Source organism: Pseudomonas sp. GW821-FHT01E10 (genome assembly GCF_059422365.1).
Window position 1 is genome coordinate 187,341 of the sequence record NZ_JBWKWT010000002.1, and the last position, 24,024, is coordinate 211,364.

A 24,024-nucleotide genomic window follows, 5' to 3' on the forward strand; every position below is an offset into this window, starting at 1 on the left:
CCAAGGATAGACGGCAATTGCAAGGACTCAGCTCAATATGGAGATGGTCCCGAGGTATTTCAAGGCGCGCGGCAGATTGTCGCAATCGAGGCTGTCCAACCAGTGTAAATCAGCCCAACTGCGCAGCCAGGTGAACTGGCGCTTCGCCAATTGGCGCGTGGCAATGATTCCACGCTCCTGCATCTCGGCTTGCGTCAGCTTGCCATCCAGGTAATCCCAGACTTGTCGATAACCTACTGCACGTATAGACGGCAACCCGGAATGCAAGTCACCTCTATCTCGCAGGGCTACGACCTCGTCGACGAATCCCTGTTCCAACATATTTGTGAATCTTTGTTTAATGCGCTCGTGCAGTACCTGGCGATTTGCCGGAGCGATGGCCAAGTTCGCGACAGTATAGGGCAATTGTTGCAGTCCCGAAGCGGCTGCTTCAGTACTTTGCGCAGATTGTCGCAAGCGTAGCTCAGTCATGCTCTGGCCGCTGACGCGATAAACTTCCAGTGCACGACTAAGGCGCTGCGGATCGTTCGGGTGAATTCGCGCCGCGGATTGCGGATCAATCACCGCCAATTGATCGTGCAGGGCTTGCCAGCCAAGGCGTGCAGCCTCTTCTTCGATTTGCGCACGAACGTCCGCATCGGCCGCCGGCATGTCGGCCAGACCTTCGAGCAAAGCCTTGTAATAGAGCATTGTGCCGCCCACCAGCAGCGGAATATTGCCCCGCGCGGTGATCTCGCCCATGGCTTGCAACGCATCGCGACGGAAATCCGCGGCGGAATAACTCTCGGCCGGGTCGAGAATGTCGATCAGACGATGCGGGAATTCGGCCAGGATCTCTTTGGAGGGTTTGGCGGTGCCGATGTCCATGCCGCGATAAACCAGCGCCGAATCGACACTGATCAGCTCGCAGGGCAGGACCTTGGTGAGTTCGATGGCCAGGTCGGTCTTGCCGGCGGCCGTCGGCCCCATCAGGAAAATCGCGGGAGGGAACTGGCTCATCAACGACCGCGCAAGAACAGTTTGTCCAGATCGTCCAGGCCCAGTTGGGTCCAGGTCGGTCGGCCATGGTTGCATTGACCGCTGCGCTCGGTGTTTTCCATGTCCCGCAGCAGGCCGTTCATTTCCGGCAAGGCCAGGCGCCGATTCGCGCGAATCGCGCCGTGGCAGGCCATGGTGCCGAGCAGTTCGTTCAAGTGCGCCTGAATCCGGTCGCTGGTGCCGTATTCCATCAAATCCGCCAGCACATCGCTAACCAGTCGGTTGGCCTCGGCCTGCTTCAGCAACGCAGGGATTTGCCGGATGGCCAGGGTTTCCGGGCCAAGGCGCTGCAATTCAAAACCCAGACGCTGGAACCAGGCGACGTTTTCTTCGGCGCAGTCGGCTTCGCGCTGGCTGACCGCCAGGGATTCCGGCACCAGCAATGGCTGACCGCTCAACCCCTCGCTGGCCATGGCGACTTTCAGCCGTTCGTACATGATCCGCTCATGGGCGGCATGCATGTCTACCAGCACCAGGCCTTGGGCGTTTTCCGAAAGAATGTAGATGCCCTTGAGCTGCGCCAGTGCATAGCCCAGCGGCGGAATGTCATCTTGCCCGGCCGGCAGCGCGACCGCATTGGCCTCGGGCAACGGCGCGAAAAACTCGCGATAGGCCGCCTGGGCTTCGGCGACGGGCACGCCGGACTGAGGTCGTGGCGTGTATTGATACTGATAACCGGCACCGGCGCCAGAGCCCGCCGAAGTATTGAAGGACGGCTGGGCCTGAGGCTGCTCCAGCAGCGCATTGGCCGCCAGACGCATCTCGCCCTGCGGGCCGAACTCGCCGGCTTCGATACCGGTTGGCCGGACCATGGCTGTCGCGACAGGCGCGGCCAACTGGTCTTCCGGCCGCACATCACCCAAGGCGCGATGCAAAGTGCCGTAAAGGAAGTCGTGAACCATGCGCCCGTCACGGAAGCGTACTTCGTGCTTGGTCGGGTGCACGTTGACGTCGACGCCCGCCGGATCGACTTCGAAAAACAGCACGAATGTCGGGTGCCGACCGTTGAACAATACGTCGCGATAAGCCTGGCGCACTGCGTGCGCCACCAGTTTGTCGCGCACGGCACGGCCATTCACAAAGAAATACTGCAGATCCGCCTGGCTGCGGTTGAAGGTCGGCAACCCGACCCAACCCCACAAATGCAGGCCATTGCGTTCGATTTCGATCGGCAGCGCCTGCTCCAGAAAGCCCGCCCCACAGATCGCCGCCACACGCCGGGCGCGGGCCGCGTCATCATGGGCTTCGTGCAGACTGAGGATGGTTTTGCCGTTGTGACGCAGATGGAACGCCACATCGAACCGCGCCAGCGCCAGACGCTTGATCACTTCTTGCAGGTGATCGAATTCGGTTTTTTCGGTCTTGAGAAACTTGCGGCGCGCCGGGGTATTGAAGAACAAATCGCGCACTTCCACCGAAGTGCCCACCGGATGAGCCGCTGGTTGCACGCGAGCCGCCATGTCCCGGCCTTCGGTTTCCACCTGCCAGGCTTGATCGGCGTCGCGAGTGCGGGAAGTCAGAGTCAGACGCGCCACGGAACTGATGGAGGCCAGCGCCTCACCACGAAACCCCAGGCTCATGACCTGTTCGAGGTCTTCCAGGTTGCGAATCTTGCTGGTGGCGTGACGGGCCAGGGCCAAAGGCAGGTCATCGGCGGAAATGCCGCTGCCATCGTCGCGCACCCGCAGCAGCTTGACACCACCCTGCTCCACATCGACATCGATGCGTTTGGCGCCGGAGTCGAGGCTGTTTTCCAGCAACTCCTTGATCACCGAGGCCGGGCGCTCAACCACTTCACCAGCAGCAATCTGGTTCGCCAGCCGCGGGCTGAGTAGCTCGATACGCGCCGTGTTGGTCAGCACCTGGTTCATTCTTTGGCCGCCAGTTCAGTGCCTGGAATGGTCAACGTCTGACCAATCTTCAGCTCGTCACTTTGCAAGTTGTTGGCACTGCGCAAGGTGGCCGCAGACACCTGATAACGCACGGCGATCATCGCCAGGGTTTCACCGGGGCTGACGCGATGGTCACGCGGGCCTTGGGCGATCTTGCCGGAATCGCGCAGCCAGGCAATGTAGGTGCCCGGCGGCGGGTTTTGCTGGAAGAATTGCCGCACGCCGCTGCTGATGGAGCGCGCCAGCGCCTGCTGGTGGCTCGATGCCGCGAGTTTCGAGGCTTCGTTGGCGTTGGAGATGAACCCGGTTTCCACCAGGATCGACGGGATGTCCGGCGACTTCAACACCATGAACCCGGCTTGCTCCACGCGCTGTTTGTGCAGCGGCGTGACGCGACCGATGTTGCTCAAGACTTTCTGGCCAACGTTCAGGCTGGAAGTCAGGGAAGCGGTCATCGACAGGTCGAGCAGCACGCCGGCGAGCATCCGGTCCTTGTCGTCGAGGCTGACGTTGCCGGCACCGCCGATCAAGTCGGAACGGTTTTCGCTGTCGGCCAGCCAACGGGCGGTCTCCGACGTAGCGCCGCGGTCAGACAGGGCAAACACCGACGCGCCGAACGCAGCGGCTGAAGGCGCGGCGTCGGCGTGGATCGAAACGAACAGGTCGGCGCCCTTCTTGCGGGCGATTTCGGTACGGCCGCGCAACGGAATGAAGTAGTCGCCGGTACGGGTCAGTTCGGCGCGGAAACCTTTCATGCCATTGACCTGACGCTGCAACTCACGGGCGATGGCCAGCACCACGTCTTTTTCACGCTGACCGCGAGACCCCGAGGCGCCCGGGTCTTCGCCGCCGTGACCGGCATCGATCACCACGATAATGTCGCGCTTGCCAGCCGGTGCGGGTGGCAGCTTGATCGAAGGCTCGGACGGCGTGACGGGTACGGCGGGTACCGTGGCCACAGACGGTGTTGGCGCAGGCGGTGGCGCGGCATCGGCCGCGTTGTCGAACAGGTCGACTACCAGGCGATTGCCGTACTGGGCGTTCGGCGCCAAGGTGAAGCTTTTCGGCGTGACGGCTTTTTTCAGGTCGATGACCACCCGCAAATCGGTCGGCGTACGCTGAGCCGAACGCATTGCCGTGATCGGCGTGTTGGCCGTGGAGACGTTCAGCGGCGAGCCGAGCGTCGCGCCATTGATGTCGATTACCAGCCGATCCGGTGCGGTCAGGGTAAAGACGCTGTGCTGGACAGGCCCCGTCAGGTCGAACACCAGTCGAGTGTTATCCGGCGCCCGCCAAAGGCGAACACTGTTGACCTTCGTCTCGGCCACAGCGTCGACGGTCACCGCCAAAAACAACACCCCTACGGCAGCAACCAACGCGCGAAAGCGCATACCTAACCCCATCATTTATTTGGATTCCAATGCCAAAACGGCACACCACGACTCGCCACGCGAGCCTTGGGGCAAAATTCTCAGCGAACGCCCGCTGTCTTGCGGGCTAATGGTAATGGTCAGGTCGGGCTTTGGCAAAAAGCCTGCACCCTTCTGGGGCCATTCAATAAGACATAATGCGTCGTCATCGAAATAGTCGCGGATGCCGAGGTACTCCAGCTCCTCGGGGTCGACCAATCGATATAAGTCGAAATGGAAGGCGCGGACGGCGCCGATCTCGTAAGGCTCGACCAGGGTAAAGGTCGGACTTTTTACCGCGCCGGTATGCCCCAGGCCACGGATGATGCCCCGGGACAGTGTGGTTTTCCCCGCGCCCAGATCCCCTTCAAGAAAGATCAGACCGTGCCCTCCGGTGGTTTTGGCGATACGTGCGCCAAAATCGCTCATGGCCTGCTCATCAGCCAGGTACAGGGTTACTTCAGACACGGTGCTTGCTCCTCCAACAACTGACGAATGGCTGGAATCAGATCACTGGCCGCCAGCCCGCGGCCTAATTTACCTTGTTGCGCACCGGCATTGGCGTGCAGCCAGACCGCCAGGCAGGCCGCGTCATACGCGTCCAGGCCCTGAGCGAGCAAGGCGCCCACCAGACCGGCCAGCACATCACCCAACCCGGCCGACGCCATGGCCGGATGGCCCTGATGACACAGCGCCAGACGCCCATCGGGGCTGGCAATCAGACTGCCAGCGCCCTTGAGCACTACCACCGCTGTATATTTTTTGCTCAACGCATGGGCCGCGGCCGGGCGGTCAGCCTGTACGGCGGCTGTCGATATCCCCAGCAATCGTGCCGCTTCGCCCGGATGCGGCGTGATGACACTACCTGCGGGCAAGCTCACGCCACCTTCGGCCAACAGGTTCAATGCATCGGCATCCCAGACTTGTGGCTGCGACGCGTTGGCCGCGGCCGACAACAGGCTGCGCCCCCAGGCGGCCTGCCCCAGCCCCGGGCCGACGACCAGCACCGTGGCCTTCTCCAGCAAGCCCATCAATTGATTGGCCGACGACGTACCGAGCACCATGGCTTCCGGCAAACGCGCCAGGGCGGCCGGAACATGCTCGCTGCGGGTGGCCACGGACACCATGCCGGCACCGCTGCGCAGGGTACTTTGTGCACTAAGCAGGATGGCGCCGCCAAAACCGCGATCACCGCCAACGAGCAATACGTGACCGAATTTGCCTTTGTGGGCAGTTGGAGCGCGGCCGGTCAGACGCGGCACATTACCGGCCGTCAGGCGACGCGCACTGATCTCGGCCCCAATAAATGTCTCGGGGGCGACGTGCAGATCGTTGAATACCAAATCGCCCACCACATCCGCCGCGTCACCGGTGAACAGCCCCACCTTCAACCCGATGAACGTCACAGTCAGGTCTGCTCGAACCGCAATGCCGAGCTGGCGACCCGTATCGGCGCACAGCCCCGAGGGGATATCCACCGCCGCAACCGGGAGCCCACTGGCATTGATCGCGGCGATGGCGCTGGCGAACGGCTCGCGCACTTCACCGGTCAGGCCGGTGCCGAGCAAGGCATCCAGCACAATGCCGCGCAACTCGGAGTGCGGGGTCCAGCCTTGAATGGCCACGCCTTCGGCCACCGCCTCGGCATGCGCCGACGCGGCATCGCCCTGCAAACGCCCGGGGTCACCGGCGGCCAGCACCCGCACATGCCAGCCGGCACGTCGGGCCAGCACGGCCACCAGATAACCGTCGCCCGCGTTATTGCCATGGCCGGCCACCACACTCAATTCGTGCCCGGTCGGCCAATGGCGGACCAGCGCACGCCAGGTCGCCCGTGCCGCACGCTGCATCAATTCGAAGCCCGGTGTACCGGCCGCGATCACGCTCGCATCGAGCCCTCGGACTTGCGCGGCGCTATACAGCGCGTCGGGTAATTCATCTTTAGTGTGCGGCATGCGTCTTCAGGCTCCGATGTCTGGCAGAATTATACGCATCTCAGCTCCGGTTTCTCTCGCCTCATGCCCGCTATTACCACAGACCTGCCCGCCCTCGCCCAATCCATCAAGGACTGGGGCCGCGAGCTGGGCTTTCAGCAAGTCGGCATCAGCGGCCTCGATCTGGCCGAGCATGAGCAGCACCTGGAGCGCTGGCTCGCCGCTGGCTATCACGGCGAAATGGATTACATGGGCGCCCATGGCAGCAAACGCTCGCACCCGGAAGAACTGGTGCCGGGCACCCTGCGCGTGGTTTCCCTGCGCATGGACTACCTGCCGGGCGACACGCACATGGCGCAACGGCTGGCCCAACCGGAAAAAGCCTACGTCTCGCGTTATGCCTTGGGCCGCGATTACCACAAATTAATTCGTAAACGCGTGCAACAACTGGCGGAAAAAATCCAGGCAGTGATCGGCCCGTTCGGCTACCGCGCCTTCGTCGACAGCGCCCCGGTGCTGGAAAAGGCCATCGCCGAACAGGCTGGCCTGGGCTGGATCGGCAAAAACACGCTGGTCTTGAATCGCAAGGCCGGCAGTTACTTCTTCCTCAGCGAACTGTTCGTCGACCTGCCGCTGCCGGTGGACCCACCCCACGCCACCGAGCACTGCGGTCGCTGCACGGCCTGCCTGGACATTTGCCCGACCAATGCCTTCGTCGGCCCCTATGTGCTGGACGCCCGTCGCTGCATTTCGTACCTGACCATCGAACTGAAAAGCGCGATTCCTGAAGATTTACGACCGCTGATCGGCAATCGGGTGTTCGGTTGCGATGACTGCCAGATTGTCTGCCCATGGAACCGCTTCGCCCGGCCTTCCGGGGAAAGCGACTTCAAACCCCGGCACAACCTGGACAACGCCGAACTGGCCGAACTGTTCATGTGGGACGAAGAAAAATTCCTCAGTAGCACCGAAGGTTCACCGTTGCGTCGGGCCGGTTACGAGCGTTGGTTGCGCAATCTGGCGGTCGGCCTGGGAAATGCGCCGTCGAGCATTCCGGTGCTGGAAGCGTTGACGGCACGGCGGGACTATCCGTCGGAACTGGTGCGCGAGCATGTCGAATGGGCGCTAAAACAACACGGGCTTATGTAGTAGCTGCCGAAGACTGCGTTCGGCGCGACTGCGAAGCGAGCCCTTCGGCCTCGAACGCAGCCTTCGGCAGCTGCTACAGGGACTGCGTGTAAATCAGGCTTCGTCGTTATAAACGAACTTGGGCATTTCCCAGTGGAAACGGATCGCCAGCAAGCGCAGCAGGAAGCCGCCGAATAGCGTGATCAGGATCGCCTGTTCACCCGGCAATTGCAGATAGATACAGAATAAATAGCACCACGCCGCAGCAAACGAGACGCTGGCGTAGAGTTCGCGGCGGAAAATCAGCGGGATGTCGTTGCAGAAGATGTCCCGCAGAATGCCACCGAATACCCCGGTGATCACGCCGCTGACCGAGGCCACCAGCATGCCGTGGCCCATTTCCAGGGCGGTCATGCAGCCGATCAGGGTGAACGCCACCAGGCCCGCGGCGTCGAGCACCAGAAACAGCGAGCGCAGATGGCGCATCCAGCGCGCAGCGAAGACGGTGAACATCGCAGCGATCGACGTCAGCACCAGGTATTCCGGGTGTTTGACCCAGGTCAGCGGGTAATGGCCAAGCAACACGTCGCGCACCGAACCGCCGCCCAACGCCGTGACGCATGCAATCAATACCACGCCAAACCAGTCCATGCCGCGACGGCCCGCTGAAAGGGCGCCAGTCATGGCTTCGGCAGTAATGGCGATCAGGTAGAGCATCAGCAACATGGTGGCGGTCCTTACGAGAAGGCGCGCAGTCTACTCAGATCGTCAGGGCACCAAAAGGGGGCAAGGGTACCTGTGTCGAGGGAGCTTGCCCCGCTGCGCCGCAGAGCGGCCCTATTTGCTGAGAGAGCAACTCTTCAAATAGACCACGCCGGCTGACTTTACGACTGCTACGCAGCCGAGCGGGACGGTGCGGCGTTCCGACAAGCCCCCTCGCCACAAAAACCCTCGTTGCCACCCAATCAGAACTTGATGAAATTCTTGCGGTAGTGCTGCAGCTCGGCGATCGATTCGCGGATGTCGTCCAGGGCCAGGTGGGTGCTGCCCTTTTTGAAGCTGTCGCGCACGTCCGGTGCCCAACGCGCGGCCAACTCCTTGAGGGTCGACACGTCGAGGTTGCGGTAGTGGAAATAGCTTTCCAACGACTTCATGTGGGTATAAAGGAAGCGACGGTCCTGGCAGATGCTGTTGCCACAGATCGGCGACTTGCCCTTCGGCACCCATTTCTCCAGGAAGGCGATGGTCTGGGCTTCCGCTTCGGCCATGCTGATGCGGCTGTCGCGAACCCGTTGGGTCAGTCCGGAGCCGCCGTGTTGACGGGTATTCCACTCGTCCATACCGGCGAGGATCTCGTCGCTGTGATGAATGGCGATCACCGGACCTTCAGCCAAGGTGTTCAAATTACTGTCGGTGACGATGGTGGCCATCTCGATGATGACGTCGGTATCAGGGTTCAGCCCGGTCATTTCCAGGTCGATCCAGATCAGGTTCTGCGGGTTCTGCATATGTCGGCTCCTCGGCGTAGGTTCGCAGTTTAGCCTAGGGAGGCGGCCGGGCGTGCTAAACTCGCGACCGTTTTACCTAATCGCTGCATTCTCGATACGGAACACCCATGGCCAAACGCCAACTCAATCGTCGTCAAAACTGGCGCATCGAAAAGATTCAGGGCGAGCGCGCTGCCCGCGCCGCCAAACGCGAGTCCTCGGCTGTCGAGGCACTTGAGGGTGGCGACCTGGGTCCGGAACAGACGGGCCTGGTGATCGCGCACTTCGGTGTACAGGTTGAAGTCGAAGCCCTCGATGGCGAGCTGGCCGGCCAGGTATTCCGCTGCCACTTGCGCGCCAACCTGCCGGCGCTGGTGACCGGTGATCAGGTCGTATGGCGTGCCGGCAACCAGGGCATCGGGGTGATCGTGGCGCAACTGCCGCGCAAAACCGAGCTCTGCCGCCCGGACAGTCGTGGACAGCTCAAGCCGGTGGCGGCCAACGTCGACATGATCGTCATCGTCTTCGCACCGCTGCCAGAGCCTCATGCCAACCTGATCGACCGCTACCTGGTTGCCGCGGAACATGCGGGTATCCGCCCGTTGTTGCTGCTGAACAAATTCGACCTGATCGACGAGCAGAACGCCCCGGCGCTGAATGCCTTGCTGGCGGTTTACCGCACGCTGGGCTACCCGGTGCTGGAAGTGTCGGCGCACCACGGCAACGGCATGGAACAACTTCAAAAACTGTTGGACGGGCACATCAGTGTGTTCGTCGGCCAGTCCGGTGTCGGTAAATCATCTTTGGTCAACAGCCTGTTGCCGGAAGTCGAAACCCGCGTCGGCCCGCTGTCCGAGCTGTCGGGCCAGGGCACCCACACCACCACCACCGCGCGGTTGTTCCACTTCCCCGGTGGCGGTGAGTTGATTGACTCCCCGGGTATCCGCGAGTTCGGCCTGGGTCACGTCAGCCGTGCCGACGTCGAAGCCGGCTTCATCGAGTTCAACGACCTGCTCGGCACCTGCCGCTTCCGCGACTGCAAACACGACCGCGAACCGGGCTGCGCCCTGCTCAAGGCCCTGGAAGATGGCCGCGTGCAGCAGCAACGGATGAACAGCTACCGGTCGATCATCGCCAGCTTGCCTGAAAACAGCTATTAAACAGACGCGCCAGCCGCCCCGACATCAATGGGACGGCTGGCTGCTCGTAACCACCTACAAAACAACCTACAAAACAACCCGTCGACTTAAACATCAGATATTTCTGTAGGGCATCCGCACGCCTGTTTGAAGGGTACTTCTCTTTAACCGTAAAGGCCTTGTTCCAGCCCTTCAACTGCATACATTCAAGCCCTCTTCGCATATTAGCGATACTGAGGGACAGCCATGCCAACCTATCACTTGTTCATCGTTCACTCGTGGAACCGTTCAGGCGCCCATTACCGCGAACTCGCCCTCAAGGGACACTTCTGATGCCTGTATTCATCAGCTATCGTCACGCGGATCGCCCCTACGCGATCGCCATCAGCAGCCGTCTGATACAGGCCAACATCAAGACCTACTTCGACGTGCTGGATCCGGAATCCCAGACCACTGACGACATCACCGGGGTCATCACCCGCTACATCAGCGCGAGCACGCATCTGATAGCCGTTGTCTCGGGCAAGACCGTGCCGCCATGGTGGGTACCGTTCGAAATCGGCGAAGCGACAATCAGCAACCGGCGGATTTGCTCATTCCAGACCGAACCGGCGGAACTGCCGCTGTACTTCGATAAATGGCCGAAGCTCAGCACTGACAAGGACCTGGATTTTTTCATTGAGGCCTACCGTGAAGAAGTGGCGACCAAGCGTTCAATGACACTGGATTCAATCAGCGAATCCCTTTGCGGCAGCTACAGACGCAATGCGGAACTGTTCCACGACCAGCTCAAGAGTCGCATCCGACGGGGTTTCTGAGAGGTGCAAAAAAGCCGCGATGATCGCGGCTTTCTTGTATTTCAATGCTGACCAATCAACGGCCGAACGGTTACTCGCGGCGCAGGTCAATCCTTTTTGGGTCGTGTCGGGTTGTCCTGACGATAGGTGTGCTGGGGATTGATGACCAATTGCCTGACCTGGCTGTCCAACTCTTTGCTGTGATACAGGTCCAGGCATTTCAGCAGCTCAAAACGAACACCTTGTCGCTCTGATTCGACCAGTGGATTGTGATAATCACGAACCAGAAACTGGTCAACCAGAGATTTACCGGCTTGAGGTGCTTGCTCCAGATCGAAATAGGTCCAGTCCATAAGCGCACTGGCACTGCTTCCGGCATCCTGGGCGGCTTCAGGTTCGCTCTTGTAGGCTGTCGCGATGCAATCTGCCAGCACCATATCCTTGTAATTCTGCGCGTAGGTGCGCCCGCCTGCCTGTGGGGAGCGGGTCGGATCATCCTTGGACCAACTGTTGGAAGGTACGACGGCCCAAGCCAGGACCAAAACCGCAGTCAAATATTTCATCACGACAAACTCCAGAAGTTCGCGCGATCGGTTTGATAATTCACACCTGGCTCATTGAAATAGCAGTGGCCATAACACATTCAGGTCTAGACCTCAGGAAACCGCTGCCGGCGGTTTCGGCTCGACGCTCTTCAGGCCAGGCTTCTGGAACGGGTACAAGTGCTGGCGCAGGATACCGCCCGGCAAGTCCTTGCCAAAAACCCCGTAGCGCGTCGGCCACTCCTTGGGTGGCAACTTGAAGGTGCCAAACAGCATATCCACCAGCGGCGTATGGATCGCATAGTTCTTGTAGATGTAATCCTTGTGCCGGGCATGATGCCAATGGTGATAGCGCGGCAGGACCAGCACATAATTCAGCCAGCCGCCGTTGATCCGTACATTGGCGTGGGCCAGCACTGCCTGCACCCCGACCAGAATCACGTAGGCGTTCAACGCCTGGGGCGCAAAACCCAGCAGCATCAAAGGCACCAGCACGCCGGTACGGGTGAGCAGAATCTCGATGAAGTGGACACGCGAACCGGCGAGCCAATCCATGTGCGTGCTTGAGTGATGTACGGCATGCATGCGCCATAACCATGGCACGACGTGATACAGCCGATGCAGCCAGTACTGACCGAGGTCAGCCACCAGTACCGCCAGCAAGAACTGCACAACGATCGGCAGGCTTTGTACGCTGGCCTGCAAATCCGCCGACACGGCCCAGCCAGCCATAAAGCTCGACGAGGCAGTGATGAAAATCAGGATGAACTGCACCAGCATATGACTGACAAAAAAGTAGGTCAGGTCAGTTCGCCAGTGCGGACGCAGAATGTTTTGCTCAGGGTCCTTGGAATAGAGTTTTTCCAGGGGGATAAAGACGATGGCCGACACCAGCAGAGCCAGGACGAACCAGTCCAGCCCCAGCGAGTACGGTGTCTGCCCAATCGAGCTGATCTGCACATTGGTGCCGCCGAGAAACACCGCCAGCCCCGAGGCGACAAGTCCGGTAATCCCCAAGCGCTTTCGCTTGTTGAGCAGGATATTCAGGGTGCCCAGGCTGAAAGACAGTACCAGCCCAAGCAATAGCGTGGTGCGCGCAAACTGTTCGTCGTACACCTTGCGCAGTTCGGCGGTGGTCAGCCATTCGGGAAAGAGAAAGCACAATACCGCCAGCAGGCTCAATAGCCCGAGCGTGGCTGAGATGTAGCCACTGACCCGCCCTTCACCAAACTTGAAGGGTGCATTGCCATGCTGCTGAAAATAGGACTTGAGTCTTTCCATTACTGATCTTCCATGATTCCGAAAACAAACTTGCAGTGAGTCGAGTCGGTGCGACGCTGCAGTGACGCAGCCAGAAACAGAAAAGCCACTCATGGTGGCTTTTCTGCAGGTTATTGCTTGGGCGGTACAGCGGGTTTGGGCGGTTCGCCCGGCTTCGGCGCCGGATTATCAAACAGATTCAAACGCTCACGAAGTTCGTGTGCCGGCAGCGGTTCCTTATCCGCCGGCAATGCGTTCGGATCGGCTGGCGGCGCATGCACTTCGCCCGGGCCACCCTGCCCTTGCGTCGGCGCTGGCGCCGGTTCGGCACCTTGTTCACCTTCGATGGCGCGCTGGGCTTTCTTGGTCAGCACCACGATGTCGATCCGGCGATTGACCGGATTGAACGGGTTCTCCCTGTCGAACAGCGCCGACGAGGCATAACCGACGACTCGCGCGACCTGGGCATCCGGATAACTGCCGGCGACCAACGCACGACGAGCCGCGTTGGCGCGATTGGCCGAGAGTTCCCAGTTACCGAAATCGCCGGTGCCCGAGTACGGCTTGGCATCGGTGTGGCCGCTGATGCTGATCTTGTTCGGCACCGCTTTGATGGTGTCGGCCATGGCCAGCAGAATGTCTTCGAAGTACGGCTTCAGACGCGCACTGCCAGAGTCGAACATCGGGCGGTTTTCGGCGTCCATGATCTGGATGCGCAAACCGTCCTGGGTGATCTCGAAGAGGATCTGGTCCTTGAATTTCTGCAATTGCGGGTTTTCATTGACCTTGTTCTGCAACTCTTGCAGCAACAACTCCAGGCGTTCCTTCTCGACCTGCTCGGCCATGCCTTCAACCTGCTCGGCGTCGATGGTCACCTTGTCTGGCTGTGGCTGAGATTTCACCTCCGGGTTGAGGGTGTTCTCCGGCGCCAGGGTCGGCGTGCCGCCCAGGTCGATGATGTACGGCGTACCGCTTTCGGAAAACCCGACCGGGTCCTTGAAGTAACCGGCGATGGCGATCTTCTGTTCAGGCGTCGCGGTGGACAGCAGCCACAACACCAGGAAGAACGCCATCATCGCCGTCGCGAAGTCCGCGAAGGCGATTTTCCAGGCGCCCCCGTGATGCCCTCCGGCGATGCGCTTGACGCGCTTGATGATTATCGGCTGGTTATTTTCCATGACTTAACGACCGCGAACCGCTTGTTCCAGCTCAGCGAAGCTAGGACGGTGCGCCGGGTACAGAACCTTGCGACCGAACTCCACCGCCAGCGACGGCGGCATCCCGGAAGCCGAAGCCACCAGCGAAGCCTTGATGGCTTCGTAGGTGTTCAGTTCTTCCTTGGCATCGTGAGCCAGGGAGTGGGCCAGCGGACCAAAGAAACCGTAGGCCGCGAGAATACCGAAGAAGGTACCGACCAGTGCCGCCCCCACGTGCAGACCGATGGACTTCTGGTCGCCTTCGCCCAGGGATGCCATGGTCACCACGATCCCCAATACCGCCGCGACGATACCGAAACCGGGCATGGCGTCGGCGATGCCGTTCACCGCGTGGGACGGGTGCTCGAGGTCTTCCTTGAGGCTGTAGAGTTCCATGTCGAACAGGCCTTCCAGCTCATGGGGAGCCATGTTGCCGGAGGACATGATGCGCAGGTAATCGCAGATGAACGCGGTCATGCGTTCGTCTTTGAGCACCGCCGGGTACTTGGCGAAGATCGGGCTCGCGGCGGCATCTTCGATGTCGCCTTCGATCGCCATCATGCCTTCGCGACGGCTCTTGTTGAGGATCTCGTAAATCAGCCCCAGCACTTCCAGGTAGAAGGTGTGGTTGAAACGCGAGCTGAACATGCCCAAGGACTTCTTGAGCACGTGCATTGTCATGTGGCCGGGGTTGGCCTGCAGGAAGGCGCCAAGGGCCGCGCCACCGATAATCATCACCTCGAAAGGCTGGATGAGAGCGGCAATCTTGCCGTGGGAAAGCACGTATCCGCCGAGCACGCTCGCGAATACGACGATGATGCCGATAATTTTAGCCATAGGTAGGAGAGCACTTACTGAGTCGGGTTCAAGGTCATATTCGGAAGTTAAAAAATCTCTTCTTCTACTTATCGGCAAAACTGCGCCAGACTATAGCCAGTTAAGGCGAAAAGCTAATTTGACCCGTTCAGGGCATAGGTAAAGCAGACGATGATCGCGTCCAGACATGGCTAACGAAACGAACGTCCCAACGCCAAAACCAACCACGCTTGAAGGCTGGGTCAAGCTTCTCGATGGCGTGCGCCTGCCGGTTCCGCAAGCCAGCCACGACCGGGTCTGCAAAGCCATCCGCGATAACCGCAGTTCCCTGCGCGACATCGCCGAACTGATGCAGGAAAGCCCGGCCCTGGCCTTGAGCGTGATTCGCGAAGCCAACCGTCACACCCATGGCAGCATGACCGAGCCTGCTGAAAACCTTGAGGTGGCGATCAATCGCCTCGGTTTGAAACGCACCGAAGAACTGCTCGACCGCCTGCCCGCCGAACCCCAATTGCAAATCCCCGTCGCCCTGCGCCAGCTTCAACTGATCAGCCAGCACGCCACTCAACAGGCCAACGGCTTTTTCGCCAGTCGCCTGGCGCGACTGTGGCAGGACATCCACTGGGGCAGCCTGCTGTTTCTTTCGCCACTCTGGCCCATGGCGCTGACCCACCCGCAGTTGCTTGAAGAATGGGAGCTGCGGGTTATCCATAAAGGCGAGTCGGCACGCAAAGTCGAAAAGCAATTGTTCGGCGTGCGCCTGCTGGACATCTGTCTGGCACTGGTGGACGTCTGGCGCCTGCCGATCTGGGTACAGCAAGGTTATCGGCTGCTGCGCAGCGAACAACGTGAGCTGGTGAAAGTCCTGCGCATCGCACGTGACAGCGATCACCCGTTGCGCCAACAGAACCGCCTTGATGACGACCCGACGTTGCGCCGCTGGCTCAATCAGCCTGCCAATACCGTGCTGCTGGCCAACGGTCTGGCGCTGGCGGCACAACAGGCCTGGGACAGCCCCCATTGCGAGCGCTGGCAGTACCTAACCAGCCTTTACCTGCAAATGCCGATGGATGAGGTGCAACAACAATTGCACCAGCAGGCCGCCAACAGCGCTCGCCAACACGCCATGCCAGACCTCTGGCACCCGGCCGAATCGCTGATCTGGCCACCGGGTGCGCACCGCGTTCATGCCGGTTTGTTGCCCGCACCGGCACCGACCACCGAAGACCTGGCGAAGTGGCGCAAGCAATGCGCCGAATTGCTGGTGGAGCCGAGCCGCTTTACCAATGCCATGCACTTGACCACATCGGCCCGGGACGCCCTGGTGGCGTGTGGCATGCGCCGGGTGATGATTCTGATGGCCGATCGCACGCACGCCAATTTGCGTGTGCACCAGACCGCCGGGCTGCCCAAGGAAGTGGCCGGCCTGAACCTGGTGGTCAGTCAGAGCACCGTGCTGCAACGCCTGCTCGCGCAACAGGCCCAGGTGCGCCTGACGCCGGCCAACAACGCACAATTCTCGGCCCTGCTGCCAGCCAGCCTGCGCTCACAGTTCAGCGGCGAACACCTGCTGCTGCGCTCACTGGTCAACAACGGCCGGGTGATCATGATCGTGGTAGCGGATCAGGGCGGCGGACCGTTCTCGGAAATCACCGTGCAAGCGTTCAGCAAAACCGCTCAATGCATCGAAAAGGCCCTGCACAGCTTTAGCCACCGCTAGGGCCTGTTATCAGTTATTTCCTGCCCCAAAATAACTGATAACAGGCCCTCATGACGCTGCGCTACAATCCTCCCCTTTGTGCTCTGGAGACCTCACATGTCTGACTTCTCTGGCTTGGCGCTGGTGATCGAACCGAGCGACCTGCTCCCGCGTCTCGACTCCCGCGAACTGATTCTGGTGGACCTGACCAGCAGCGCCCGCTATGCCGAAGGGCATATCCCCGGTGCACGCTTTGTCGATCCAAAACGCACTCAACTGGGTCAGGCGCCTGCGCCGGGCCTGTTGCCGACCCACGCCGCGCTTGAAGCATTGTTCGGCGAACTGGGGCACAACCCCGATGCAGTCTATGTCGTCTATGACGACGAAGGCGGCGGTTGGGCCGGGCGCTTTATCTGGCTGCTGGATGTCATCGGCCACAGCAAATATCACTATGTCGACGGCGGCCTGCCGGCCTGGCTGGCGGAAGGCTTGCCCATGTCGATCCAGATCCCGCCGGCAGTCGGCGGCCCGGTCGCCCTGACCCTGCACGACGAACCTGTCGCCACCCGCGAATACCTGCAAAGCCGCCTCGGCGCTGCTGACCTGGCGATCTGGGACGCACGCGGCCCGCTGGAATACTCCGGCGAGAAAGTGTTGGCGGCCAAGGGCGGGCACATCCCCGGCGCGGTCAATTTCGAATGGACCGCCGGCATGGATCAGGCGCGCAACCTGCGCATCCGCACCGACATGCCGAAAATCCTGGAACAACTCGGCATTACCAAAGACAAAGAAGTCATTACCCACTGCCAGACACACCATCGTTCTGGCTTCACCTATCTGGTGGCCAAGGCGCTCGGTTATCCGCGGGTCAAAGGCTACGCCGGCTCCTGGGGCGAATGGGGCAACCACCCTGACACGCCCGTAGAGATTTAAGTTTTTCAAGGACAGTTAATGAATAAGCGTTTGTTTATCCTCAGCCAATACCTGCTGCCCCATCACTTGCTCTCGCGACTGGCCGGCTGCATTGCCGAATGCCGTGTGCGCTGGTTCAAGAACGCCTTTACCGCCTGGTTCGCCAAGCGTTATCAAGTGGACATGTCCCAGGCGCTGGTCGAAGACCTGACCGCTTACGAGCACTTCAATGCGTTCTTCACCCGCGCCCTGAAGGACGGTGCTCGCCCACTGGATCAAACTCCAGGCGCGATCCTCAGCCCGGCCGACGGTGCCGTCAGCCAGCTCGGCCCGATCGAACACGGTCGCGTTTTCCAGGCCAAGGGCCACAGCTTCAGCGTGCTGGAACTGCTGGGTGGCGACGCGGCCAACGCAGCGCCCTTCATGGGCGGCGATTTCGCCACCATTTACCTGTCGCCGAAAGACTATCACCGTGTGCACATGCCGCTGGCCGGCACTCTGCGCGAAATGGTCTACATCCCCGGCCGCATCTTCTCGGTCAACCAGACCACCGCTGAAAACGTTCCGGAACTGTTCGCCCGCAACGAGCGTGTAGCGTGCATTTTCGACACTGAACGCGGCCCGATGGCCGTGGTACTGGTGGGCGCGATGATTGTGGCGTCGATCGAAACCGTCTGGGCTGGCTTGGTCACACCGCCAAAACGCGAGCTGAAAACCTTCCGCTACGACGAAGCGGCCCGTGCGCCGATTCACTTGGAAAAAGGTGCGGAACTGGGTCGTTTCAAGCTCGGTTCTACGGCGGTCGTGCTGTTCGGGCCGGATCAAGTGAAATGGGCTGAAGGGCTGGGCGCCCTTTCGCCAGTGCAGATGGGCCAGGGCATCGGCCTGCCAACCGCCTGATCCCTCGATCCGATCCCACGAACGCCTTTCGTGGGATCGGGCATTTCCTCCCACTGCGCCCCCTCCTCCAGCGTTCATAGCTGCTACAGTCAAAGTCATTCGTTGCCCATTTCACGGTCGGAGTTTGTCCACGGCATGAATGAGACCAATCCTGCCCTGCTGCTACGCGCACCGATCCCGACGCAGTCGCGCCTGTCTTTCTGCGAAGCCACGCCACGCGACCTCAAGCGCTGGATCGCCAACCTGCCCAAAGCCAACATCGGTGAAACCGCTCGCCAGTTGTATCAAGGCCTGAGCGAACTCAACCAGTTGCTCACACCCAGCGACAATCGCCTGCAATTGCTCGAATTGCTGCGGCCCGAGGTGTATTACGTCTGCAAGCACCTGGAGCGGCATTTCCTGCATCAGGCCATTGTGCTCGACGAGCGTTCGCGCAAAATCGCCAACCTTTGCCAGGCGCTGCAGAGCCACTTGGCGATCGGCTACAAGCAGATCGTCGTCCGCATCGCACCGCGCTTCAGTAAAGACCGTGCGCCGCTGCTGACCCAGTCATTGCAACGTGCCGTCCATTGCTTGAACGGTACGTTGATCCGCGCAACTGAGCTCTATTGCCCGGCGCCCGAAGGGCTGTGGCTGGAACTGCATCAGCTGTACCGGATCGGCTGCGAACATCAGCTGCAACATCAGAGCGTGCGCGATGAACTGGCCAGCCAGACGCAAAGCCTGAGTATCGAGCAGACCTACGTCGTCGCCCTCCTGCTAGGCGCTTCACGCTGCAATCAACTGCGCCAGAACCAGATCGCCCGGCTCGCCGAGGTGCTGGAACCCTGGAGCCAATGGATCAAACTGCAACCAGCCAAACCGGACAGCGGGCTGTTTGCCGTCGCCTCGGACCTCGACAGCGGCCCGCGTTATCGCACCAAGTTCCCGGCCGAACAACAGGAGCGCTTGTTGGGGATCGACCCGCAGCCCCTGGTCGCCGCCATCGAAACCCGTCTGCAACAATCGGCCGACAAGGCATCGCCGCTGCCGGTTCCGATGGGCCTCAATCTGGATACGCTGCAACACCTGCATGCCGCCTGGGGGCAGGCCTCCGAGCGCGGCTTCCAGCGCACCGTCGGCCACGGCACGTTGACCCTGTGCGTGGGCATGAGCGCCCTGCACTTTTATCTCGGTGGCAAACGCCCGTTCAACGACATCCTGAAAAAACCCGGCGCCCGTCCCGCGCAGTTCTCGGCAACCGAGCCGACAGGACGCGCCAAGGACCAATGGAAACAGGCCTTCGACGCCGCCCCCCATGGCACGGCAGACACGCTGCTGCCCTACGAAGAGATCGAATATCCACACCTTCAGAAACATGACAACCACGAGGCGTCCGGCCAACAGCATTTCCCGACCTACGCGCTACCGGTGATCAATCACAGCCCTGGCGGTTATTGCCTGGCCTGGCCCGGCGCAGTGCCTGCCGAACTGCAGGCTGGCGAAATGGTCGGTATCGAGGATACGGCCGGTCAAGACTGGAGCGTTGCCGTGGTGCGCTGGATCCGCCAGGTACGGGGCGGTGGCACGCAGATGGGTATCGAGCAGGTTGCGCCTTACGCCGAGCCCTGCGGCCTGCAACTGATTCGCTCCGACGACGAACACAGCCAGTACTTGCGCGGGCTGTTACTGCCCGCCATCAGCGCCATCGACCTGCCGGCCACCCTGCTCACCCCGCGCCTGCCGTTCCAGGAAGGGAATAAGGTGCTGATCAACACCAATGGCCAGGAACGCCCGGCCGAGCTGGAGCGACGGATGACGAGCACCAACAGCTTCAATCAGTTTGCCTACCGTTCGCTGGAGGTAGCCAGAAACGAAAACGCCGCGGAAGGCGGCGTGGTCGGGGTCGCGCAAGAATTTGATTCGTTGTGGAAGTCGCTATAGCGGCGGGGCCCAGAGACCGAGGCGCCCCCATCGCGAGCAAGATCGCGATGGGGGCGCCCGGACGGTCGAAAACTCAGAGCTGCCCGTCGCGATCCCGGAAGCCCAGCAGATACAGCACGCCATCCAGCCCAAGGGTGGAAATCGCCTGCTTCGCCGATTGTTTGACCAATGGTTTGGCGCGGAACGCTACGCCCAGCCCGGCAATCGCCAGCATCGGCAGGTCGTTGGCACCGTCACCGACGGCAATCGTCTGCTCCAGACGCAAACCTTCTTTATGCGCCAGCTCACGCAGCAAATCCGCCTTGCGCTGTGCATCGACAATCGGCTCGACCGCCACGCCGGTGACCTTGCCGTCGACCACTTCCAGTTCGTTGGCGAACACATAGTCGATGCCCAGCTTGGCCTGCAGTTGCTTGGCGAAGTAGGTGAAGCCGCCCGACAGAATCGCGGTCTTGTAGCCCAGGCGCTTGAGTTCGGCGAACAGAGTTTCGGCGCCTTCGGTCAGGCGCAGGGAAGCACCGATGGAGTCCAGCACGCTGACGTCCAGCCCTTGCAGCAAGGCCAGGCGCTCCTTGAAGCTGGCGCGGAAGTCCAGCTCGCCGGCCATCGCCCGCTCAGTAATCGCGGACACCTGGTCGCCAACGCCGGCGGCCTTGGCCAGTTCGTCGATGACCTCGGCTTCAATCAGCGTCGAGTCCATGTCGAACACCGCCAGACGACGGTTACGGCGGAACAGCGAATCTTCCTGGAAGGCGATGTCGACGTTCAGCTCTTGCGCAACGCTGAGGAATTCAGCCCGCAGCGCTTGCGGGTCAGCCGCTTCGCCACGCACGGAAAACTCGATGCAACCCTTGCCCTTGTCGGCCGGGGTGTCCAGCGGCATGCGGCCGGACAGACGGTCGATATGGTCGATGTTCAGACCGTATTTGGCGGTGATCGAACTCACACGCTGCAATTGCTCGGCGGTCACTTTGCGGGTCAACAGGGTGACGATGTGGCGTTTCTTGCCCTGGTTGCCGACCCACTGCTGGTAATCCTCTTCGGACACCGGCGTGAAACGCACTTGTTGCTCAAGCTCATAGCCTTTGAACAGGATGTCTTTGAGCACCGAGTTGCCTTGCTCGGTGTCAGGAATTTCAACCAGGATGCCGAACGACAGGGTGTCGTGGATCACCGCCTGACCGATGTCGAGAATGTTCACACCACCCTGGGCCAGAACGCCGGTTATGGCCGCAGTCAGACCCGGACGGTCGACTCCCGTGATGTTTATCAGGACGATTTCGCGCAAGGCGCACCCCCGCAGGTGGAAAAAAACCGCATTCTACCCATTTTCAGTGACCATCGGGCACCGCGAGCGCTTTGACGGCCTAGGGCCTGTCGCTATACTGCGCGTCAACTTCACGGACAAAGAGCCGAGCTCAAGTGAACCGGCCCACGCCAGTAAAAACCGATAACTTCTTTCTGCTGATCTTCCGGGCACTGCGTCATCGCCGTGTACCGATCGCATTACGCATTGCCAGCCATAACGTGATCCTGGTCGCTCTGGCCCTGGTGATCTATGCCTGCGTGATGGGTTTGCAGTTCAAGCAGGCCATGCACGAGCAGGCGGATGCCCTGGGCGAAAGCCTGACTACCCAGACGGCTACGTCGGCCACGGAGCTGTTGGTGTCCAACGACATCCTCAGCCTGAATGTGCTGCTCAACAACCTGACCAAGAACAAGCTGGTGGCCCACGCTGCCATCTACAGCGTGGATAACCGCATCCTCGCCGAAGCCGGTCAGCGTCCCAAGCACGGCCTGCTGGGCGAAGCCGAAGGCATGTACCAGAGCAAGATCACCTTCCAGGACGTGACCGCCGGGCAACTGCGCATCAGCCTGGACATGGATCAGTTCCAGCAGCCGATGACCATCAGCCTGCAAAGCATGGGCATTCTGAGCGCGATTCTGCTGGCGCTGTCCCTGGCCTTGAGCCTGCGCCTGGGCCGCAATATCTCCACGCCGCTGCTGCAATTGCGCGTGTGGCTGCGCAATATCGACGAATACACCCCGGCCACCGAGCGTCAGGATGAAGTCGGCGATCTGGCTCGTCAGCTGCACGCCAATTTCGCGCCGGAGCCGGCCGAACCCGAGCCCGTTCCAGAGCCCGAGTTCGACGACAGCGATGACGACGAAGAGGCCGATCCGGCCTTCGAAGTTCGCAACCTGCGTGATCCGAGCTTCGATGAAACCCGACCGGTGGCAGGTCTCAAGCCTGCGCCGCGGCGCATTGTCAGCACGGTCGAAGACGACGAGGACGACGAAGATCCGTTTGCCGACCTGCGTGACGACTCGACAGACAATGCGCCGAAATCCGTCGCAAAGCCGCAGGTATCGAACGTACCTCAACACAGCGCGGTACTGGCGGTACAACTGGGCGCGCAGGATCAACTGCGTCGCCTGCCCCGCGCACGTCTGGAAGAGCTGCTCAAACGCTACCGCGATTGCCTCGATCAGGCGGCGTCGCTCTACCAGAGCGAACTGCACACCCTGAACGATGGCAGCACACTGATGCTGTTCCACACCGAAGACAGCGGCGATGACTACCTGACCAACGCCATCTGCTGCGGTGAGCTGCTGCGCGCCCTGGGCCATCAATTGCAGATCGAAGTCGCCGACAGCGGCATCACCCTGCAATTGCAGTTGGGCCTGACCTTGGGCGACGAACTGTTCAGCTTGAGCCAGATCGACCTGCTGCTGACCGAAACCGCTCAGGATGCGCTGGCCCTGTCGCAACACAGCCGCAACCTGCTGCTGGTGGAGCGCAAGATCAGCGACGACGCGCTGATTCGCCAGCGTGCGCGGATCCGCCCGATTGCAAGCCCTGAGGGGGCGTGCTGCGTAGAACGCCTGATGGAGCCTTATCCATCGATGCTGGAGCGGCAACTGGCGCGGATGCACGAACGCCGGGCATAAACCTTGACCCCTGCTGTAACAAAGCCCGCACGTGAGTGATCGTCTGCGGGCTTTTTGTTGCCCCTTAACTCTTGTAGCAGCTGCCGAGCTGCTACAACCAACCCGCAAAAACAACAAAGCCCGCACAAGGCGGGCTTTGTTCTGGACTCAATCCAGGCTCAGAACCTGAACACTTCCATATCCGTACGAATCGGCGAGGCCATCGGGATCTTTGGCTGTTTCTCGGGCTCTGCTGCCGGTGCTGCCGGTTTGGCAGCTGGTTTACGCGGTGCTTCAGCGATCGGTGGCTGGTTGGCCAGTGGCTTGAGCGCTGTGGACAGTTGCTCGGCCAGACGCTGCAGCAACACACCCTGGGCCTGAACCTGGGACGCCGTGCCGCCGGAGTGCTGCTCCTGCAGATGAATGATGCGGTTATCACGCACCTGACCACGACGATCGATCAGGCGCCATTGCGCGTCCAGGATCGCCGGTTGCGACACACCCGAGTCCAGACGGGTGATGGTCAGCAGAACCTGAACATCCGGCGTGAAGCCCACTGTCGCAGGTGCCAGGACAACGCGTTGGCTGTCCAGATGACCAGCGACCTGACGCAGCAACAGCTGATCGATGTCCGACGACAGGCTGCCCGCCCAACGACCGTCGGCCGATGCTTGAAGGCTGCCATCCGACTGACGCTGCAACAAGGTTTCGCGTTGCAGGTAATCAGCAACCGTTACCGGGCCCAACAATACCGCCATGCCCGCGCTTTGCGCAGGCTGAGCCGGACTTCCGCTGTCCAGCTGATACAGCGACACCGGCTGGTGCACGCTGCAACCCGCCAGGCCAAGAACGCCAGCGAGCATCAAAATAAAAGGAAGGCGCAGAGCAGTCATCGTCCCATCCAGGTGGCTGCCACAAGGCTCACCACAGTGAAAATACTCAAAAAATATGAAGAACACTCGGCTACGCCGGCGCTTGAAAGGCCATATCATCCGTGAATATGCGTTCCGACTCCAGCGCC

At 60.9% G+C, this 24,024-nt stretch carries 21 protein-coding genes; 8 read left to right on the plus strand and 13 right to left on the minus strand.

Features of this window, described 5'->3' with window-relative positions; all coding sequences use genetic code 11:
- Positions 1 to 27 precede the first annotated feature (27 nt).
- From miaA to AC07V0_RS04645, 5 genes are read right to left on the minus strand one after another with little or no spacing between them, the layout of a single operon-like run.
- Complete coding sequence (miaA, locus tag AC07V0_RS04625; protein ID WP_086944079.1) at positions 28 to 999, minus strand: tRNA (adenosine(37)-N6)-dimethylallyltransferase MiaA; 972 nt, start codon at positions 997 to 999, stop codon at positions 28 to 30.
- Positions 999 to 2,909, minus strand: a complete 1,911-nt coding sequence (gene mutL, locus AC07V0_RS04630; RefSeq protein ID WP_018928503.1) for a DNA mismatch repair endonuclease MutL — start codon at positions 2,907 to 2,909, stop codon at positions 999 to 1,001. Before mutL ends, miaA begins: the two co-directional genes overlap by 1 nt.
- Positions 2,906 to 4,336: an N-acetylmuramoyl-L-alanine amidase gene (locus AC07V0_RS04635; protein WP_019582199.1), complete on the minus strand. Its 1,431-nt coding sequence runs from the start codon at positions 4,334 to 4,336 to the stop codon at positions 2,906 to 2,908. Before AC07V0_RS04635 ends, mutL begins: the two co-directional genes overlap by 4 nt.
- A complete protein-coding gene (tsaE, locus tag AC07V0_RS04640; RefSeq protein ID WP_018928505.1) occupies positions 4,337 to 4,807 on the minus strand; it encodes a tRNA (adenosine(37)-N6)-threonylcarbamoyltransferase complex ATPase subunit type 1 TsaE in 471 nt (156 codons plus the stop codon).
- Positions 4,795 to 6,294 carry an NAD(P)H-hydrate dehydratase gene (locus tag AC07V0_RS04645; RefSeq protein ID WP_495019438.1) on the minus strand — a complete coding sequence of 500 codons (1,500 nt, stop codon included), beginning with the start codon at positions 6,292 to 6,294 and terminating at the stop codon, positions 4,795 to 4,797. Before AC07V0_RS04645 ends, tsaE begins: the two co-directional genes overlap by 13 nt.
- Positions 6,295 to 6,357: 63 nt before the next feature.
- Here AC07V0_RS04645 and queG point away from each other — a divergent pair, with 63 nt between their 5' ends.
- A complete protein-coding gene (queG, locus tag AC07V0_RS04650; protein WP_495019439.1) occupies positions 6,358 to 7,422 on the plus strand; it encodes a tRNA epoxyqueuosine(34) reductase QueG in 1,065 nt (354 codons plus the stop codon).
- 93 nt (positions 7,423 to 7,515) lie between these two features.
- Here queG and AC07V0_RS04655 read toward each other — a convergent pair whose 3' ends face one another.
- Together AC07V0_RS04655 and orn are read right to left on the minus strand one after the other, a co-directional pair.
- On the minus strand, positions 7,516 to 8,127 hold the full coding sequence (locus AC07V0_RS04655; protein ID WP_086944083.1) for a trimeric intracellular cation channel family protein: 612 nt from the start codon (positions 8,125 to 8,127) through the stop codon (positions 7,516 to 7,518).
- Positions 8,128 to 8,366: 239 nt separating this feature from the next.
- Positions 8,367 to 8,909: an oligoribonuclease gene (orn, locus tag AC07V0_RS04660; protein WP_018928509.1), complete on the minus strand. Its 543-nt coding sequence runs from the start codon at positions 8,907 to 8,909 to the stop codon at positions 8,367 to 8,369.
- 107 nt (positions 8,910 to 9,016) lie between these two features.
- Between orn and rsgA the strand changes: the two genes are divergently transcribed.
- Together rsgA and AC07V0_RS04670 are read left to right on the plus strand one after the other, a co-directional pair.
- A complete protein-coding gene (rsgA, locus tag AC07V0_RS04665) occupies positions 9,017 to 10,048 on the plus strand; it encodes a small ribosomal subunit biogenesis GTPase RsgA (protein ID WP_018928510.1) in 1,032 nt (343 codons plus the stop codon).
- A 311-nt stretch (positions 10,049 to 10,359) separates the two neighbouring features.
- Entirely contained in the window at positions 10,360 to 10,845 is a 486-nt protein-coding gene (locus tag AC07V0_RS04670) for a toll/interleukin-1 receptor domain-containing protein (RefSeq protein WP_086944084.1), read from the plus strand.
- Between the two features lie 86 nt (positions 10,846 to 10,931).
- On the opposite strand, the gene AC07V0_RS04675 is transcribed toward AC07V0_RS04670, so the two are convergent.
- From AC07V0_RS04675 to motA, 4 genes are all read right to left on the minus strand, one after another.
- Positions 10,932 to 11,387 (minus strand): type VI secretion system amidase immunity protein Tai4, encoded by a 456-nt coding sequence (locus AC07V0_RS04675; RefSeq protein WP_495019440.1) that lies wholly within the window; start codon positions 11,385 to 11,387, stop codon positions 10,932 to 10,934.
- Between the two features lie 93 nt (positions 11,388 to 11,480).
- Entirely contained in the window at positions 11,481 to 12,647 is a 1,167-nt protein-coding gene (locus AC07V0_RS04680; RefSeq protein WP_064616010.1) for a sterol desaturase family protein, read from the minus strand.
- Between the two features lie 110 nt (positions 12,648 to 12,757).
- A complete protein-coding gene (gene motB / locus AC07V0_RS04685) occupies positions 12,758 to 13,804 on the minus strand; it encodes a flagellar motor protein MotB (RefSeq protein ID WP_018928514.1) in 1,047 nt (348 codons plus the stop codon).
- Between the two features lie 3 nt (positions 13,805 to 13,807).
- Positions 13,808 to 14,659 (minus strand): flagellar motor stator protein MotA, encoded by an 852-nt coding sequence (gene motA, locus AC07V0_RS04690; RefSeq protein WP_018928515.1) that lies wholly within the window; start codon positions 14,657 to 14,659, stop codon positions 13,808 to 13,810.
- 166 nt (positions 14,660 to 14,825) lie between these two features.
- Between motA and AC07V0_RS04695 the strand changes: the two genes are divergently transcribed.
- The 4 genes from AC07V0_RS04695 to AC07V0_RS04710 all read left to right on the plus strand — a co-directional run bounded on the left by AC07V0_RS04695 (position 14,826) and on the right by AC07V0_RS04710 (position 20,072).
- Positions 14,826 to 16,358, plus strand: a complete 1,533-nt coding sequence (locus AC07V0_RS04695; RefSeq protein ID WP_495019441.1) for an HDOD domain-containing protein — start codon at positions 14,826 to 14,828, stop codon at positions 16,356 to 16,358.
- Between the two features lie 96 nt (positions 16,359 to 16,454).
- A complete protein-coding gene (gene rhdA / locus AC07V0_RS04700) occupies positions 16,455 to 17,270 on the plus strand; it encodes a thiosulfate sulfurtransferase (protein WP_007939613.1) in 816 nt (271 codons plus the stop codon).
- Positions 17,271 to 17,288: 18 nt separating this feature from the next.
- Entirely contained in the window at positions 17,289 to 18,149 is an 861-nt protein-coding gene (gene asd, locus AC07V0_RS04705) for an archaetidylserine decarboxylase (RefSeq protein ID WP_007939614.1), read from the plus strand.
- A 135-nt stretch (positions 18,150 to 18,284) separates the two neighbouring features.
- Complete coding sequence (locus AC07V0_RS04710) at positions 18,285 to 20,072, plus strand: cyclic-di-GMP receptor FimW-related protein (RefSeq protein ID WP_495019442.1); 1,788 nt, start codon at positions 18,285 to 18,287, stop codon at positions 20,070 to 20,072.
- A 73-nt stretch (positions 20,073 to 20,145) separates the two neighbouring features.
- On the opposite strand, the gene serB is transcribed toward AC07V0_RS04710, so the two are convergent.
- Complete coding sequence (gene serB, locus AC07V0_RS04715) at positions 20,146 to 21,360, minus strand: phosphoserine phosphatase SerB (protein ID WP_007939616.1); 1,215 nt, start codon at positions 21,358 to 21,360, stop codon at positions 20,146 to 20,148.
- A 134-nt stretch (positions 21,361 to 21,494) separates the two neighbouring features.
- Here serB and AC07V0_RS04720 point away from each other — a divergent pair, with 134 nt between their 5' ends.
- Positions 21,495 to 23,024 (plus strand): AhpA/YtjB family protein, encoded by a 1,530-nt coding sequence (locus tag AC07V0_RS04720; protein ID WP_495019443.1) that lies wholly within the window; start codon positions 21,495 to 21,497, stop codon positions 23,022 to 23,024.
- Between the two features lie 158 nt (positions 23,025 to 23,182).
- Here AC07V0_RS04720 and AC07V0_RS04725 read toward each other — a convergent pair whose 3' ends face one another.
- A complete protein-coding gene (locus AC07V0_RS04725) occupies positions 23,183 to 23,896 on the minus strand; it encodes a PqiC family protein (RefSeq protein WP_495019444.1) in 714 nt (237 codons plus the stop codon).
- Positions 23,897 to 24,024: the final 128 nt, after the last annotated feature.

What these genes read in the sequence shown, in the direction of transcription:
- miaA (WP_086944079.1), bottom strand. Translation starts at nt 999, where the DNA reads ATGAGCCAGTTCCCTCCCGCGATTTTCCTGATGGGGCCGACGGCCGCC.
- mutL (WP_018928503.1), bottom strand. Translation starts at nt 2,909, where the DNA reads ATGAACCAGGTGCTGACCAACACGGCGCGTATCGAGCTACTCAGCCCG.
- AC07V0_RS04635 (WP_019582199.1), bottom strand. Translation starts at nt 4,336, where the DNA reads ATGATGGGGTTAGGTATGCGCTTTCGCGCGTTGGTTGCTGCCGTAGGG.
- AC07V0_RS04645 (WP_495019438.1), bottom strand. Translation starts at nt 6,294, where the DNA reads ATGCCGCACACTAAAGATGAATTACCCGACGCGCTGTATAGCGCCGCG.
- queG (WP_495019439.1), top strand. Translation starts at nt 6,358, where the DNA reads ATGCCCGCTATTACCACAGACCTGCCCGCCCTCGCCCAATCCATCAAG.
- AC07V0_RS04655 (WP_086944083.1), bottom strand. Translation starts at nt 8,127, where the DNA reads ATGTTGCTGATGCTCTACCTGATCGCCATTACTGCCGAAGCCATGACT.
- orn (WP_018928509.1), bottom strand. Translation starts at nt 8,909, where the DNA reads ATGCAGAACCCGCAGAACCTGATCTGGATCGACCTGGAAATGACCGGG.
- rsgA (WP_018928510.1), top strand. Translation starts at nt 9,017, where the DNA reads ATGGCCAAACGCCAACTCAATCGTCGTCAAAACTGGCGCATCGAAAAG.
- AC07V0_RS04670 (WP_086944084.1), top strand. Translation starts at nt 10,360, where the DNA reads ATGCCTGTATTCATCAGCTATCGTCACGCGGATCGCCCCTACGCGATC.
- AC07V0_RS04675 (WP_495019440.1), bottom strand. Translation starts at nt 11,387, where the DNA reads ATGAAATATTTGACTGCGGTTTTGGTCCTGGCTTGGGCCGTCGTACCT.
- AC07V0_RS04680 (WP_064616010.1), bottom strand. Translation starts at nt 12,647, where the DNA reads ATGGAAAGACTCAAGTCCTATTTTCAGCAGCATGGCAATGCACCCTTC.
- motB (WP_018928514.1), bottom strand. Translation starts at nt 13,804, where the DNA reads ATGGAAAATAACCAGCCGATAATCATCAAGCGCGTCAAGCGCATCGCC.
- motA (WP_018928515.1), bottom strand. Translation starts at nt 14,659, where the DNA reads ATGGCTAAAATTATCGGCATCATCGTCGTATTCGCGAGCGTGCTCGGC.
- AC07V0_RS04695 (WP_495019441.1), top strand. Translation starts at nt 14,826, where the DNA reads ATGGCTAACGAAACGAACGTCCCAACGCCAAAACCAACCACGCTTGAA.
- rhdA (WP_007939613.1), top strand. Translation starts at nt 16,455, where the DNA reads ATGTCTGACTTCTCTGGCTTGGCGCTGGTGATCGAACCGAGCGACCTG.
- asd (WP_007939614.1), top strand. Translation starts at nt 17,289, where the DNA reads ATGAATAAGCGTTTGTTTATCCTCAGCCAATACCTGCTGCCCCATCAC.
- AC07V0_RS04710 (WP_495019442.1), top strand. Translation starts at nt 18,285, where the DNA reads ATGAATGAGACCAATCCTGCCCTGCTGCTACGCGCACCGATCCCGACG.
- AC07V0_RS04725 (WP_495019444.1), bottom strand. Translation starts at nt 23,896, where the DNA reads ATGACTGCTCTGCGCCTTCCTTTTATTTTGATGCTCGCTGGCGTTCTT.